This window comes from Nitratidesulfovibrio sp. SRB-5 (assembly GCF_019931275.1).
Taxonomy (GTDB): Bacteria; Desulfobacterota; Desulfovibrionia; order Desulfovibrionales; family Desulfovibrionaceae; genus Cupidesulfovibrio.
In genome coordinates this window covers 90,343-106,488 of record NZ_JAIOTY010000002.1, presented here as the reverse complement: position 1 = coordinate 106,488, position 16,146 = coordinate 90,343, and the positions used below count along the sequence as shown (strand labels likewise).

The window sequence follows — 16,146 nt, the reverse complement described above, 5'->3', positions numbered from 1 at the left end:
GTGACACGTGCCCCCGCACCGGCAACCGCCGGACCGTGACCCGTTCGCGGTATCGCGGCCCGGAGGCCATTGCGGGCGCATACCCATGTTTTCGACAGAGGAGTGGCTGAACGTACAGCCAGGACAGGAGCGGGAACTTCCGCTCCACTAAGGTTTCCGCCGCCTCGCCCTTTCCCGGTGACGGAGGTGGAGCAACGCTTGACCCGGAGGACATCCGCATGCCCAGTGCAGCCCTGATCAAGGAATTCGAAGCCGTCGTCGGCAAGGACAACGTGTTCACCAGCGAGGCCGACCGCCAGTCGTACTCCTACGATTCCGCCGTGCTTGAAGCCGTTGTGCCCGCCCTTGTGGTGCGCCCCACCACCACCGAGCAGCTCGGCAAGGTCGTTCGCCTGTGCAACGAGAACGGCAACCCCATCACCGTTCGCGGCGCCGGCACCAACCTTTCGGGCGGCACCATCCCCGACCCGCGTGAAGGCATCGTCATCCTGACCAACAGCCTGAACCGCATCATCGAAATCAACGAAGAAGACCTGTACGCCGTGGTCGAGCCCGGCGTGGTCACCGCCAAGTTCGCCGCCGAAGTGGCCAAGCGCGGCCTCTTCTACCCGCCGGATCCGGGTTCGCAGGCCGTTTCCACCCTTGGTGGCAACGTGGCCGAAAACGCCGGTGGCCTGCGCGGCCTGAAGTACGGCGTGACCAAGGACTACGTGATGGGGATCGAATTTTTCGACGTCAACGGCGGCCTGGTGAAGACCGGCTCGCGTACCGTCAAGTGCGTGACCGGCTACAACCTTGCAGGCCTGATGGTGGCGTCCGAAGGCACCCTTGGCGTGTTCAGCAACATCGTGCTCAAGCTGGTGCCGCCGCCGCAGGCCTCCAAGGCCATGATGGCCGTGTTCGACGACGTGAACAAGGCGTCGGAAGCGGTTGCCGGCATCATCGCCGCCCACGTGGTGCCCTGCACCCTGGAATTCATGGACCAGGCCACCATCCGCTACGTTGACGACTTCACCAAGGCCGGTCTGCCGCGCGACGCCCAGGCCATCCTGCTCATCGAAGTGGACGGCCACGCCGGCCAGGTGGCCGAAGACGCCGAGAAGGTGGAAAAGGTGCTGAACAAGGTCGGCGCCACCGAAATCAAGGTGGCCAAGGACGCCGCCGAAAAGTTCAAGCTGTGGGAAGCCCGCCGCAACGCGCTGCCCGCCCTTGCCCGCGCCAAGCCCACCACCGTGCTTGAAGACGCCACCGTGCCGCGCTCCAAGATTCCCGCCATGGTCAAGGCCATCAACGACATCGCGACCAAGTACAACATCTCCATCGGCACCTTCGGCCACGCGGGCGACGGCAACCTGCACCCGACCATCCTGTGCGACCGCCGCGACAAGCACGAGTTCGAGCGCGTGGAACACGCCGTGGACGAAATCTTCGACGTGGCCCTTTCGCTGCACGGCACCCTGTCTGGCGAACACGGCATCGGCATGGCCAAGTCCAAGTGGATGGAGAAGGAAACCTCCAAGGCCACCATCGAGTTCTCGCGCAACATGAAGCGCGCCATCGACCCCAAGTACATCCTGAATCCCGGCAAGATCATCGGAGCCTAACGCCATGGCAGACCTTACCAAACTCGCCAAGCTGCTCCAGGAGCTGGACGACCAGATGGTCGGCTGCATGAAGTGCGGCATGTGCCAGGCCGTCTGCCCCGTGTTTGCCGAGACCATGAAAGAGGCGGACGTGACGCGCGGCAAGATCGCGCTGCTCGAAAACCTGGCCAAGGAAATGATCCACGACGCGGCGGGCGTTCAGGAAAAGCTGAACAAGTGTCTGCTGTGCGGCTCTTGCGGGGCCAACTGCCCCTCGGGCGTCAAGGTCATGGACATCTTCCTGCGTGCCCGTGTCATCGTGAACACCTACATGGGGCTCTCGCCGGTCAAGAAGGCCATCCTGCGCGGCATGCTGACCAAGCCCGCCCTGTTCAACGCCCTGCTGGACCTGGGTTCCAAGTTCCAGGGCATCTTCACCAGCAAGGTGGACGACCTGCTCGGCTCCTCCTGCTCCAAGGTGCTTTCGCCCGTCATCGGCGACCGCCACTTCGTGGGGCTGGCCAAGCAATCGCTGCACAGCAAGATCAAGGCGCTGGACACCCCGGCGGGCAAGAGCGGCAAGCGCGTCGCCTTCTTCCCGGGCTGCCTTGGCGACAAGATGTTCGTCAGCGTGGCCGAAGCCTGCCTGAAGGTGTTCGAACACCACGGCGTTGGCGTGTACATGCCCGAAGGCCAGGCCTGCTGCGGCATTCCCGCCATCTCGTCGGGCGACCGCGTGGCCTACGACAAGCTGGTCAAGATCAACCTCGACCTGTTCTCCAAGGGCGGCTTCGACTACCTGGTGACCCCGTGCGCCACCTGCACCGCCACCATCAAGGAAATCTGGCCCAAGCTCATGGACGAGTATCCGGCGACCATGCGCGACCAGATCCGCGCCCTGCACGACAAGGTCATGGACGTGAACCAGTTCGTGGTGGACGTGCTGGGCGTTGCGCCCGAGGCCCCGGCCAAGGGCGGCGTGAAGGTGACCTTCCACGATTCCTGCCACATGAAGAAGTCGCTCGGCGTCACCTCGCAGCCGCGCGCCCTCATCGGCATGAACCCCAAGTACGAACTGGTGGAAATGGCCGAATGCGACCGCTGCTGCGGTTCGGGCGGCAGCTTCAACCTGTACCACTACGACCTGTCCAAGCAGATCGGCGAGCGCAAGCGCGACAACATTCTGGCCACCGGCGCCCAGATTGTGTCCACCGGTTGCCCCGCCTGCATGCTGCAGATGACCGACATGCTCTCGCAGCATGGGGCCAAGGTGGCGGTGAAGCACTCCATCGAACTGTACGCGGATTCGCTGCGCTAGAATGGACATCCGGGGCACGGCCTGCCGTGCCCCGGATCATGTATTTGTTGATCGGGCGCGGCCTGGACGTGCCCCATGGATTATAGCGTTCCGATCGGGCGCGGCTTGGCCGTACCCCCATGGATTATAGAGTTTCGATCGGGCGCGCATGCCGCGCCGCGCTCTGGTATCATTCCCCGGCGGGGGGCCGAACGGCGGCCCCCCGCCAGGGGATTTCGGCCCCGCGGAATGTTCCGCGGGCCGTTTGGCTCACCGGGCCAAGCCCGGAAACACCGGCGGCCGTGCCGCCGATGTATGATCCACGGACGCCTCGTCGCGCCCGCCCAGTGGCACGCAAGGAGATATGCATGGCCAACAATCTGTACATCACCGCGACGGAATCGAAGAGCGGCAAGTCCGCCGTGGTGCTCGGCATGATGCAGCTATTGCTGCGCGACATCCGCAAGGTTGCCTTCTTCCGCCCCATCATCAACCGGCCTGTCACGGACGCGGTGGACCACGACACCAACCTCATCCTGACCCACTTCAACCTCGACATTCCCGTGGCCGACACCTACGCGTACTCGCTGCAGGACGCCCGGGAGCTGATCAACAACGGTCAGCACGCCACGCTGCTTGAAAACATTCTCAAGAAGTACAAGCAGCTGGAAGACAGTTACGACTTCGTGCTCTGCGAGGGCACCGACTTTCTGGGCAAGGATGCCGCCTTCGAGTTCGACCTGAACGCCGACATCGCCGCCAACCTGGGCTGCCCCGTGATGGTGGTTGCCAACGGCCAGCAGAAGACCGCCCACGAAATCGTCGCCTCCACCCAGCTGACCATCGACCTGCTGGACGAAAAGGGGCTGGACATCGTGGCCGCCGTGATCAACCGCGCCTCGGTCACCGATGCCGAACGCGACGTGGTGATCAGCAGCCTTGAATGCAAGGTCAACTGCTCCAACCCCCTGGCCGTATACGTGGTGCCCGAGGAACCCACCCTGGGCAAGCCCACCATGGGCGACGTGAAGAAGTGGCTGAACGCCCAGGTGCTGTACGGCCACGGCCGCATGGACACCCTGGTGGACGATTACGTCATCGCCGCCATGCAGATCGGCAACTTCCTCGACTACGTCACCCCCGGGTGCCTCGTGATTACCCCCGGCGACCGTTCGGACATCATCCTCACCGGCCTTGCCACCCGCCTTTCCGGCGCCTACCCCGACATTTCGGGCATGCTGCTGACCGGCGGCATCCAGCCCGCGCCCAACGTGCACCGCCTCATCGAAGGCTGGACCGGGGTGCCCATTCCCATCCTGTCGGTGAAGGACCACACCTACAAGACCATCCAGACCCTGAACGAACTGTACGGCAAGATCGAGCCGGACAACGAGCGCAAGATCAACACCGCCCTCGGCCTGTTCGAGCGTTCCGTGGACAGCCAGGAGCTGGGCCGCCGCCTGATCAACCGCAAGTCCAGCCGCATCACGCCCATGATGTTCGAGTTCAACCTGATCGAGCGCGCCAAGCAGAACCGCATGCGCATCGTGCTGCCCGAAGGGGTGGAGGAACGCATCCTGCGCGCCGCCGACATCCTGGCCCGGCGCGAGGTTGCCGACATCATCCTGCTGGGCGACGCCGACAAGGTGGGCGCCAAGGTCAGCGAACTGGGCATCGCCCTGGACGGCGTGCAGATCATCCAGCCCAACCTGTCGCCCAAGTTCGAGGAATACGCCCAGGCCTACTTCGAACTGCGCAAGCACAAGGGCGTCAGCATCGAACGCGCCCGCGACACCATGAACGACGTCACCTACTTCGGCACCATGATGGTGCACAAGGGCGACGCGGAAGGCATGGTTTCCGGCTCCATCAACACCACGGCGCACACCATCCGCCCGGCGTTCGAGTTCATCAAGACCAAGCCCGGCTTCTCCATCGTGTCCAGCGTGTTCCTGATGTGCCTGAAGGACCGCGTGCTGGCCTTCGGCGACTGCGCGGTGAACCCCAACCCCACGGCGGAACAGCTGGCGGAAATCGCCATCAACTCGGCCCACACCGCGCGCATCTTCGGCATCGAGCCGCGCGTGGCCATGCTGTCGTACTCCACCGGCTCGTCCGGCAAGGGCGCCGACGTGGAAAAGGTCATCGAGGCCACCCGCATCGCCAAGGAACGCGCGCCGGAACTCCTGCTGGAAGGTCCGTTGCAGTACGACGCCGCCATCGACATGGACGTGGCGCGCACCAAGCTGCCCGGCAGCCAGGTGGCCGGCCAGGCCACGGTGTTCATCTTCCCCGACCTGAACACCGGCAACAACACCTACAAGGCCGTGCAGCGCGCCGCCGGGGCCGTGGCCATCGGCCCGGTGCTGCAGGGCCTGAACAAGCCCGTCAACGACCTGTCGCGCGGGTGCACGGTGCCCGACATCGTGAACACCGTGGCCATCACGGCCATTCAGGCGCAGGCCGAAAAGGGCCTCATCTAGGCTGACCGCCCTATCTTCCTGGGGCTGTTTCCAGATTAGGATTTTCGTTCGTTGGCAAGGAAAACGAGCCTGCCATGAGGGAGTGCGGCAGCCGTTATGCGAGTCTTCGAGCATTACGGATGGCGACCGCAGAGCGTACTCTTCTCGTATTTGACCGAGCCTTAGCCGTTTGGCGAGCGCGTAGCGCGAGTCTTACGGATAAGGACAGCAAAGCAATGGAAGGCGAAGTTTGACGCAGCCAACGGGCGAAAGGACAATCTGGGAATAGCCCCGGACACTGCAACCACAGCCGGGGGACCGCCCACACTCCCCCCGGCACCCGCCCCTCCGGACCGCCCACACGGCCCGGAGGGCCACACCCCGAAAGGAAAAGACCCGCATGAACGTACTCGTCATCAACTCCGGCAGCTCGTCCATCAAGTACCAGCTCATCGACATGACCACCGAGAAGGCCCTGTGCTCCGGTCTTGTCGAGCGCATCGGCGAAGGCATGGGCAAACTGACCCACAAGATCAAGCCGGACACCGACGCCGAGGAAAAGATCGTCCTCGAACAGGCGTTCGCCAATCATGTCGAAGGCATGAAGAAAGTTGTGGACCTGATCACCGATGCCGACAAGGGCGTCATCGCCGACAAGGGCGAAATCTACGCCGTGGGTCACCGCGTGCTGCTCGGCGGCGAAGAGATCAAGCAGTCCGTCAAGATCGACGAATGGGCCAAGGGCATCATCCGCGACTACATTCCGCTGGGCCCGCTGCACAACCCCGCCAACCTCGCGGGCATCGAAGTGGCGGAAGAACTCTTCCCGCACGCGCCTTCCGTGGGCGTGTTCGACACCGAGTTCCACCAGACCATGCCCAAGAAGGCGTATCTTTATCCGCTGCCCTACGACCTGTACAAGACGCTGCGCATCCGCCGCTACGGCTTCCACGGCACCTCGCACCGCTACATCACCAAGAAGACCGCCGAGTTCCTGGGCAAGCCCCTGGACGAGCTGAACATCATCACCTGCCACCTCGGCAACGGGTGCTCCATGGCCGCCGTGAAGAACGGCCGTTGCGTGGACACCACCATGGGCATCACCCCGCTGGAAGGCCTGATGATGGGCACCCGCTGCGGCGACATCGACCCCGCGCTCGTCCCCTTCCTGATGGAAAAGAAGGACTGGTCCGGCGCCGAGATCGACACCGTGATGAACAAGCAGAGCGGCCTGAAGGGCATCTGCGGCATGAACGACATGCGCGACATCCACGCCGCCCGTGAAAAGGGCGACGAGATGGCCGAACTGGCCTTCCAGATGTTCGTCTACCGCATCCGCAAGTACATCGGCTCGTTCGCCGTGGTGGTGGGCAAGCTGGACGCCATCGTGTTCACCGCCGGCATCGGCGAGAACGACGACCTGGTGCGCGCCGCGGTGTGCAAGGACATGGACATCCTGGGCATCGACATCGACGAGGCGGTCAACGCCAAGCGTTCGGGCCAGGCGCGCCACATCGGCAAGCCCGGCCAGCGCGTGCCCGTGCTGGTGGTGCCCACCAACGAGGAACTGGAAATCGCCCAGACCACTGTTGCCGTGCTGAACGGCAAGAACTAGGCGACACGTGACATTCCCCGCCGCGCGGTTCCGCAAGGACCGTGCGGCGGGGTTTCTCCGGGTTTGGCCCGGAGCCCCCGGGGATACCGCCCGCGGCCACGGCCCAAGGCACCCCCCGGACAACCCCACGGCCTTGCGTACAACGGACAAACGGACATGGTGGGCATCTACATCGGATCTACGGCGGCTCGGGCAGGCAAAAACCTTGTCTGCATGGCGCTTGGTCTTGCGCTGCGGCAGACCGGACGCAACGTGGGCTTCATGAAGCCCCTGGGAACGTTGCCCCGGACCGTGGACGAACAGACCGGCGACGAGGACGCCCTGCTGGTGCAGGAGGTGCTGGGGCTTTCCGCCCCGCCCGAAGTGCTCACCCCCGTAATCATGCCCGGCAACATCCGGGCGGCCGCCCTGTCGGGGGGCAACGCGCTGGAGCGCGTGGCCTCTGCCTACGGGGCGCTGTCGCGCGGGCACGACACCATGCTGGTGGGCGGTGCCGGCGCATTCCTGACCACCGGCAAGGCGCGCGGCGTGGACGGTCCCACGGTCGTCCGGCGTCTCGGGCTCAAGGTGCTGCTGGTGGAACGGTATGCCCACGGCATCGACTACGATGCCATCCTGTACGCAAAGGAACTGCTGGGAGACGCCCTTGCGGGCGTCCTGTGCAACGACGTGCCCGAAAGCTACCTGCGCGACGCCGAAGAGGTGCTTGTGCCGTTCCTTGCGGAACGGGGCGTGCCCGTGCTCGGCATCGTGCCCAACGACCCGCTCCTCAACGCCATCAAGGTGTCGGAGCTGGCGCACCGCCTGGGCGGTCGCATGGTCTCGGGCACGGCGCGGGCCAGCCGCATCGTGGATGGGTTCCTCATCGGCACCATGCAGGTGGAGAACTTCATGGCGCACTTTCGGCGGCACGCCAACTGCGCAACCATCGTGGGCGGAGACCGGACGGACCTGCAACTCGTCGCACTGGAGGGGCAGTGCCCTTGCCTGGTCCTGACCGGAAACATCCCCCCCGATGAGATCATACGCGCCAGGTCAGAGGCGCTGGGGGTTCCGGTGGTCGTGGTCCGCGAGGACACGTACACCGTGGCCCGGAAGATGGAAGAGATCCTGAACAGCCAGAAGCTGCGCGAACTGGTCAAGATACGCCGCGGGGCCGACCTCGTGGCGCATGCCCTGGACCTAGCGCGGCTGACGGCGCAACTTGGCATTCAGTAGAGCATTTCGACATGAAGGAAATGCCCTGGCGGCGCGCATGCGCCGTCCGCCCCGAAGGCGCGGGCGAAACCCCGTTTCGCCGCCAGACGCCGAAGGGCGCGTTGCACAGTAAATCCGTTTCAAAGGGAGAGTACTGATGAGTGCTACCAATGACCTTGCCCGGCTCATGCGTGAGAAAGCCGAGGCGGTCGGCGCCACCGTGGTGGAACTGAAGGACCTGAAAGAGGCCTTCGCCTACGCCCTCGACGTCTGTGACAAGAAGGAAGCCTGCCAGCTGCTGGTTTCCGGCTGCGAGGAAAAGCTTTCGGACAAGGCCGAGGCCCTGTGCGAAACCAAGCAGGAAAAGGTTGTGGCCGCCCCCAACCTTACCGAGGACGAATACGCCGCCTTCTCGGCCCTGTGCGCCGAGCGCGGCGTGAAATGCATCCGCGAGGGCCTGCGCGGCCATCTCGCGGGCATCGACATCGGCGTGGCCCATGCCGACATGGCCATTGCCGAAACCGGCACCTGCGTCATCGACTCCACCAGCGAGGAACTGCGCCTGTCCTCCATGATCAGCGAGATCCACATGGCCATCCTGCCCAAGTCGCGCATCAAGGCCACGGCCTTCGACGCCGAGCGGGAAGTCAACGCGCTGATCAACACCGGCACGCCGCGCTACACCGCGTTCATCACCGGGCCCAGCCGCACCGCCGACATCGAGCGCGTGCTGGCCATCGGCGTGCACGGTCCGCTGGAACTGCACATCCTGATGCTGGAGGACTAGTCTGATGCAAACCGCCAAGACCCTGAAAGAATACCGCAAGGAACTGCGCGAATCCCTCGACAACGAGTTTCTGCGCGAGGCCATGGACAAGTTCGCCACGGCCTACCCCGTCAGCCGCGCCAACGCCTTCCGCGGGCTGGACGAAAAGGCCATGATCGCCGAAGTGGCCGACGCCAAGGACGCCGCAGCGAAGAACATGGACTCCCTGTACGCCCAGTTCAAGGCAGAAGCCGAGAAGCGCGGCGTCAAGGTGCACATGGCGAAAGACGCCGCCGAGGCCAACGAGATCATCGCGCGCATCGCCAAGAACTCGAACTGCAAGAAGATCGTCAAGTCCAAGTCCATGACGGCGGAAGAAACGCTGCTCAACCACCGCCTGGAGGAAGACGGCCTTGAAGTGATCGAGACCGACCTTGGCGAATGGATCATCCAGCTGCGCCACGAAGGGCCGACCCACATGGTCATGCCCGCCATCCACCTTTCGCGCTACCAGGTGGCCGACCTCTTCTCCGAGGTGACCAAGCAGAAGCAGGAAGTGGACATCCAGCGCCTGGTGAAGGTGGCCCGCCGCGAACTGCGCCAGCACTTCGCCACCGCCGACATGGGCATCTCTGGCGCCAACTTCGCCATCGCGGAATCGGGCACCATCGGCCTGGTCACCAACGAAGGCAACGCGCGCCTCGTCACCACGCTGCCCCGCGTGCACGTGGCCCTGTGCGGCCTGGACAAGCTGACCCCCAGCCTGAACGACGCCCTGAAGTCGCTGCGCGTGCTGCCCCGCAACGCCACCGGCCAGGCCATCACCTCGTACGTCACCTGGATCACCGGTGCCAACGAGTGCAAGGCTGCCGCCGACGAGAAGAAGGAAATGCACATCGTGTTCCTGGACAACGGCCGCCGCGCCCTGGCCCAGGACCCGCTGTTCTCGCAGGTGATGCGCTGCGTGCGCTGCGGCGCGTGCGCCAACGTGTGCCCGGTGTACCGCCTGGTGGGCGGCCACAAGATGGGCCACATCTACATCGGCGCCATCGGCCTCATCCTCACCTACTTCTTCCACGGCAAGGACAAGGCCCGCAACCTGGTGCAGAACTGCATCAACTGCGAATCGTGCAAGAGCATCTGCGCGGGCGGCATCGACCTGCCCCGCCTGATCAAGGAAATCCGCGCCCGCCTCAGCGAAGAGGACGGCGCGCCCGTTGAAGCCACCCTGCTCGGCAAGGTGCTGAAGAACCGCAAGCTCTTCCACACCCTGCTGCGCTTCGGCAAGTTCGCCCAGAAGCCGGTCACCGGCGGCACCCCGTACCTGCGCCACCTGCCGCAGATGTTCATGAAGGACCACGGGTTCCGCGCGCTGCCCGCCATTGCGGACAAGGCCTTCCGCGACGAATGGGAAACCATCCGTCCCCGCGTCAGCAACGCCAAGCTGCGCGTGGCCCTGTTCTCCGGCTGCGTGCAGGACTTCGTCTACCCCGAGCAGATGAAGGCCGCCGTCAAGGTTCTGGCCTCGCGCGGGGTGGAGATGGACTTCCCCATGGACCAGAGCTGCTGCGGCCTGCCCGTGCAGATGATGGCCGAACGCCAGGCCACCATCGACGTGGCGCGCCAGAACGTCATGGCGTTCGACGCGGCCAAGTACGACTACATCCTTACCCTGTGCGCCTCGTGCGCCTCGCACCTGAAGGAAGGCTACCCCAACATCCTGGCGGGGCAGACCGACATGACGGGCAAGGTGAAGCTGTTCGCCTCCAAGGTCATCGACTTCAGCTCCTTCGTCCATGACGTGCTCGGCATGACCGCCGACGACTTCAAGGGCAAGGGCGAAAAGGTGGCCTACCACTCCTCGTGCCACCTGTGCCGTGGCCTTGGCGTGGTGGAACAGCCCCGCGCTCTCATCGCGTCTTCCGGCTCGGAATACTGCCCGGCCCAGGAAGAAGCGGTGTGCTGCGGCTTTGGCGGCACCTTCTCCATGAAGTTCCCGGAACTGTCCAAGGAACTGCTGGACAAGAAGCTGAACAACGCCGAAGCCACCGGCGCCACCCGCATGGTGGCCGACTGCCCCGGCTGCATCATGCAGATTCGCGGCGGCGCCGAAAAGCGCGGCAGCCGCATGAAGGTCGGCCACATTGCGGAACTTCTGGCAGAAAACCTGAAGTAAACGCCAGTTACGCCGATAGATGACATAAGGGGGGCCGTTCCCGCATCTGCGGGGACGGCCCCCTTGCGTTCCTAAAACCTCGCGGCGCGAGCGGGCGTTCCAAGAATAACCGCTAGCAGCCTTTGCAAGAACTGTATCTACGTATAGTATTGCTTCAAACCAGTATCCGGGTGCTGGTCCGCGGCAGGCATACCGACGGCAGGCGACTCGTGCGAACACTCAAGGGGGATCGCATGTTCAGAAATTTCTCCATCGGCGCGCGCGTCATCGCGCTGCTCGTCTTCATGGTGCTGTTCGTCACCGGTGTTGTGGGCGCCTTCGTGGCCACCATAGACACGGTGAAGGACCACGGCGTCACCGAAACCCAGCAGGTGATGCTGGAAGAGGAAAAGGCCAAGTTGCAGGTGGCCACCCACTCCGTGGCCCTGGCCCTGGGACAGTTGCTGGCAGACGTGCCTGCTGATGCGGGCGAGGCCGCGCGCATCGAAATGGTGCGCAAGGCCATCGACACCATCCGCTTCGAAAAGGACCAGTCCGGATACTATTTCGTCTACCAGGGCACCACCAACGTGGCCCTGCCCCCCAACAAGAGCGTGCAGGGCAAGGACCTGTCCGAGAACAAGGACAAGAACGGGGTCTACTTCGTGCGTGAACTGGCGCAGCGCGCTGCGTCTGGCGGGGGGTTCGTCGAGTACATCTTCCCCAAGCCGGGCAAGGGCGACCAGCCCAAGCTGGCCTATGCCGAAATGATTCCCGGCACCAGGTTCTGGATCGGCACCGGGGTGTACATCGACAACATCGACGAGGCCAAGGCCGCCATCAATGCCAACCTCGAAGGGCTGGCCAGCAAGGCCCTGACCTGGCAGCTTTCGGTCATGGCGGCGATCCTGCTTCTGGTCGTCATACCCGTGTGTATCATGCTCATCGCGTCCATCGTGCGTCCGTTGCGTGAAGCCACGGCGGCGGCCCAGGCCGTGGCCGAAGGCAACCTGGAGGTGCGCATAGAGGCCAGGGGCCGGGACGAGGTTTCCGCCTTGCAGGCCGCGCTGAACACCATGGTCACCACGCTCAAGAACAACATCGCGGACATCACCGAAAAGCAGCGCGAGGCGGGCCGCCAGGCCGACGCCGCGCGCGCCTCCGCCCAGCAGGCCGAAGAAGCCATGGCCAAGGCCGCCGTGGCCACCAAGGAAGGCATCCTTACCGCCGCCGAACGGCTGGACGGCGTGGTGCGCGCCATCGACCACGCGGCGGACGACATCTCGCGCCGGTCCGAGGAAATAAGCCGGGGCACCGACACCCAGATGGCCCGCATCAACGAAACGGCCACGGCCATGGAAGAAATGAACGCCACCGTGCTGGAAGTGGCGCGCAACGCGGGCCGGGCGGCGGACCAGACCGAGGCATCGCGCACCAAGGCCGACGAAGGTTCGGGCATGGTCGGTCAGACCGTGAAGGCCATGCAGGACCTGAAGGGGCTGGCCAGCAACCTCAAGGACAACATGCACCGCCTGGGCCAGCAGTCCGAGGCCATCGGCCACGTGATGAACGTGATCAACGACATCGCCGACCAGACCAACCTGCTGGCGCTGAACGCCGCCATCGAGGCGGCGCGCGCCGGTGACGCCGGGCGCGGATTCGCCGTGGTGGCCGACGAGGTGCGCAAGCTGGCCGAAAAGACCATGGGCGCCACCAAGGAAGTGGGCGATTCCATCAAGGCCATTCAGGACCTGGCCCGCACCAACGTCACGGGCATGGACGACGCGGTCAACGCCATCGACGGCGCGGCGCGCCTTTCCGGCAGTTCCGGCGAGTTGTTGCAGGAAATCGTGACCATGGCCCACGACGCCGCCGGGCAGGTGCAGGCCATCGCCACGGCTGCGGAGGAACAGTCCGCCGCCAGCGAAGAGATCACCCGCTCGGTGGAGGAAATCGACCGCATTGCCCGCGAAAACGGCACGCTGGTCAACGCCACCAATACCGACCTGCGCAACCTTGCCGACCAGGCCGCCGAACTGCGCCGCCTGATCGAGGGCATGAAGAAGGAAGCCGCGTAGCCCCCCGCAGCGGCACGCGGGGCCATGCGGCAAGCAGGGACCGCACGCGCCATGGCACGCCAAACGTCACGGGCCGGAGGGAACACCCTCCGGCCCGTTTGCATTGCCGGGCTACGCGCCGCCAGCATCAGCAGATCGGGGACCGCGCCGGACGAGGTCGCCAGCGGCGACGGGTGCGGTGCGGCACCAGTGGCGACAACCGGGCACGATCGCCAGTCACAATCGTCAGTCACGACCGCCAGGCCGCCCACAGGCGGCGCACGGTGCTGCGCAGCAGCGTGCCGGGGCGGAAGCTCATGGGCTTGAGCACGCCGGGCACCTCGAACCGGCCGACATCGAAGGCCCCGGGGCCTTCGCGCACCAGTTCGATTTCACCGGAGTGCGCGCCGGGGGCACCGCGCCGCGCCAGTTCGCCCCACAGGGGCACCTGGGCGGGCGTCAGGCCCAGCAGTCCGCAGACCGCCGCATCCAGCGCCACACCGGACGCAGAGGCCCCCACCAGCCCCAGATGATACGGCTTGCCGGAACCCGGCCCGGTCACGTGCATGGCGTCCACCGCGTCCAGCAGGGCCGCCGTGGGCGGCAGCGCCGCCGCCACCTCCACCAGCGCGCCCTCGAAGCGGTGGTCGCGGTCGCCGTGGCGGGTATGCACGAAGGCCTTGCGCACGCCGGGCACGCAGCCGAACAGGTTCTTTACCGCCAGAGTGACGCGCATCTGGCTGTGCGCCTTCAGGCGCGGCACGCTGAGCACGCCGTCCGCCTGCAACGCGCAGCGGGCCACGCCGATGGACCCGCCGAACGACAGGGGCACCTGCACCGCATCGTCCAGCGGCACGACCGACAGGCCAAGGGGCCGCAGGGCCTCGGTGAGGCCGATGGCCTCCGCCACGCCGCGCGCCGTGCCGAAGCCGGGCGAATCCGCCACGGTGATGCGGCATCCGCTGTCCAGCAGCCATGCGCAGGCCGCGCGCACCACCTGCGGATGAGTGCAGCTGAGCGCCGGGGCCGCGCGGAGCAGGTTGGGCTTTACCAGCACCTGGCCGCGCGGCGGGGTCCAGCCGCAGGCGTCCAGCGCCTCTGCCACCACGCGCCCCACGCGTTGCGGGTCGTAGTCCGGGCAGCGCAGCAGGGCCACGGGAACGGGCGGGGCGGCATCGGGCGCAAGGGCATCAGGATGGCCGGAAGCGGGCGCGCCGATGAAAGCGGGCTGCACGGGTGCGCCGTTCGGCGTGTCCGCCGCGCCCGAAGGCCTGTCCGCCCCATCCCCGCGCCACGGGGCAGGCAGGGGCACGGGCAGGCCGGAGTGGCCGGAGTGGCCGGAGTGGCCTGACCTGCGAGACGGGCGGGAATGGTCCGAAGGCCGGAACGCGTGGGTCACCGGTCCTCCCCGTCCGTGGAAAAGGTGGCGATCTGGTCGATTATCATACGGGCGTGGGTCTTTTCCTGCGTGGCAAGGTCCAGGAAGGCCCGTTCCGCAAGGCCGCCCAGCCCGCTGCCGCGCCGCGCCTCGTCGGCAAGGGTGCGGTACAGGTCGTAGGCGTTCATTTCCACTTCCAGCGCCAGTTCCGCGATGTCCAGGCAGTCGCCGCTGGCGGCATCGCGCAGCCACGGCTCCAGATCGGCCACGGCCATGCCGCCTTCCAGCACGCGGCCTTCCAGCGCCTCGAACAGTGCGTCGAAGGGGGGCAGCGGGCCGCGCGTGGCGTCGGCGTGGGCGTCGGCGTCCCAGCGCTGCGCAAGATGGTGGTAGACCACCTTGGCGTGGGCCAGTTCCACGCCGATCAGCCGGTCCATCAGCGCGCACACGGCGGGTTTCGGCCCGGCGGCGCGCACGCGGGTGTACAGCAGGTGGGCGGCCTTTTCCATGTCCAGCGCGCGGCGCAGCAGTTCCACCATGCTGCGCACCCCGGCAAACACCTGGATGCGCGGGCTGTTGGCCACGGCCTGTCCGGGCCCGGCGGACCAGGCATTCATGCCGCCCGTCAGGTTCAGGATGCGCCCCCCCGCCGTGGCGCCCGTGCCACCCATTCCCAATGACGGCGCGGCGAACCTGCCGCTTTCCGCCGCCATCACTGCCGCCGCCGCAGACCGGCCACCGCTGCGGCAGTAGAAGACGTGGTCCTGCGCCGGGTCCAGCGTGGCCAGCAGGCGGGCCAGTTCGCCCACGGGCACCAGCCGGGCGCCGGGGATGTGCTCCTGCCGGTATTCCTCGGGCTGGCGCACGTCCACCAGCACGTAGCTGCCCTCTGGCCGGGCGGCCATGAAGTCTCGCAGGGCCTGCGGGGAAACGGACTCGATGGGGACGCGGGGCGATGGGCTCATGGTGCCTCCTGCGGGTGGATGCTACGGGCTGCCGCGTGGCGGTCGGGCATGCGGACAGGGAAACAGCGCACCGGACAGCCACCGGACAGTGCACGGGGTCAATCCGGCTGACAGGCGCACGGGATCGACGCGGCAGGCAACCGGGTAGCCCGGCATGCACCAACGCGATGGCCGACTTGTCCGACCGGCCAGACTGACCTGACTGGCCCGACCGGCCAGATTGGCCGACTGGCACGGTTGCGCGTGCCGCCTGTCGCCATTCTACCCGACACAGCCGTACCTGCAAGGGCATCGTGCCGCTACGCCGCCCTGCCATGACCCCGCCTGCGCCCCAATGGACAGGCATGGGCCTGACATATCCCTGCCATGCCCGCCGCCCCATGGCCATCACCCCTGCGTTACCCAACACCTCCACCCAGTTGCCGCCCAGCTACCGCCCAGCCGCCCCTGTTTCCCCCTTCCCTCCTTTTCGCTGATTTTGGACCACTTTCATGTTGACAGCACCGGCCACCGGGGCTACACACCTTTTCTCGCGTGTCGGGATGTAGCGCAGCCTGGGAGCGCACCTGAATGGGGTTCAGGGGGTCGGAGGTTCAAATCCTCTCATCCCGACCAGCTTAGACACGCAAAGGCCGCCGATCGAAAGATCGGCGGCCTTCTTCGTTTTGCGC

The 16,146-nt window shown here is 65.8% G+C and carries 10 protein-coding genes and 1 tRNA gene; 9 read left to right on the top strand and 2 right to left on the bottom strand.

All coding sequences use genetic code 11. From position 1 onward, the window contains the following. The first annotated feature begins 218 nt into the window (after nt 1-218). From K6142_RS07965 to K6142_RS07930, 8 genes are all read left to right on the top strand, one after another. On the top strand, nt 219-1,604 hold the full coding sequence (locus K6142_RS07965; RefSeq protein WP_190243481.1) for an FAD-binding oxidoreductase: 1,386 nt from the start codon (nt 219-221) through the stop codon (nt 1,602-1,604). A gap of 4 nt (nt 1,605-1,608) precedes the next feature. Then, entirely contained in the window at nt 1,609-2,901 is a 1,293-nt protein-coding gene (locus K6142_RS07960; RefSeq protein WP_190243482.1) for a (Fe-S)-binding protein, read from the top strand. Nucleotides 2,902-3,248: 347 nt separating this feature from the next. Then, the gene (gene pta, locus K6142_RS07955; RefSeq protein ID WP_012612983.1) at nt 3,249-5,363 is read left to right on the top strand and encodes a phosphate acetyltransferase; all 2,115 of its coding nucleotides are present in this window, start codon (nt 3,249-3,251) and stop codon (nt 5,361-5,363) included. A 379-nt stretch (nt 5,364-5,742) separates the two neighbouring features. Further along, nucleotides 5,743-6,957 carry an acetate kinase gene (locus tag K6142_RS07950; protein WP_190243483.1) on the top strand — a complete coding sequence of 405 codons (1,215 nt, stop codon included), beginning with the start codon at nt 5,743-5,745 and terminating at the stop codon, nt 6,955-6,957. 156 nt (nt 6,958-7,113) lie between these two features. Continuing rightward, nucleotides 7,114-8,175 carry a phosphotransacetylase family protein gene (locus tag K6142_RS07945; protein ID WP_012612985.1) on the top strand — a complete coding sequence of 354 codons (1,062 nt, stop codon included), beginning with the start codon at nt 7,114-7,116 and terminating at the stop codon, nt 8,173-8,175. 136 nt (nt 8,176-8,311) lie between these two features. Next, complete coding sequence (locus K6142_RS07940) at nt 8,312-8,941, top strand: lactate utilization protein C (protein ID WP_190243484.1); 630 nt, start codon at nt 8,312-8,314, stop codon at nt 8,939-8,941. Between the two features lie 4 nt (nt 8,942-8,945). Next, entirely contained in the window at nt 8,946-11,096 is a 2,151-nt protein-coding gene (ldhH, locus tag K6142_RS07935) for an L-lactate dehydrogenase (quinone) large subunit LdhH (RefSeq protein WP_190243485.1), read from the top strand. 233 nt (nt 11,097-11,329) lie between these two features. Beyond that, the gene (locus K6142_RS07930; protein ID WP_190243486.1) at nt 11,330-13,153 is read left to right on the top strand and encodes a methyl-accepting chemotaxis protein; all 1,824 of its coding nucleotides are present in this window, start codon (nt 11,330-11,332) and stop codon (nt 13,151-13,153) included. Between the two features lie 229 nt (nt 13,154-13,382). Here K6142_RS07930 and K6142_RS07925 read toward each other — a convergent pair whose 3' ends face one another. After that, nucleotides 13,383-14,531: a DUF362 domain-containing protein gene (locus K6142_RS07925; protein WP_223290199.1), complete on the bottom strand. Its 1,149-nt coding sequence runs from the start codon at nt 14,529-14,531 to the stop codon at nt 13,383-13,385. Next, nucleotides 14,528-15,475, bottom strand: a complete 948-nt coding sequence (locus tag K6142_RS07920) for a rhodanese-like domain-containing protein (protein ID WP_190243487.1) — start codon at nt 15,473-15,475, stop codon at nt 14,528-14,530. The genes K6142_RS07925 and K6142_RS07920 overlap by 4 nt, the downstream gene beginning before the upstream one ends. A 538-nt stretch (nt 15,476-16,013) precedes the next feature. Between K6142_RS07920 and K6142_RS07915 the strand changes: the two genes are divergently transcribed. After that, nucleotides 16,014-16,090, top strand: a tRNA-Pro gene (locus K6142_RS07915). The last annotated feature ends 56 nt before the right edge of the window (nt 16,091-16,146 follow it).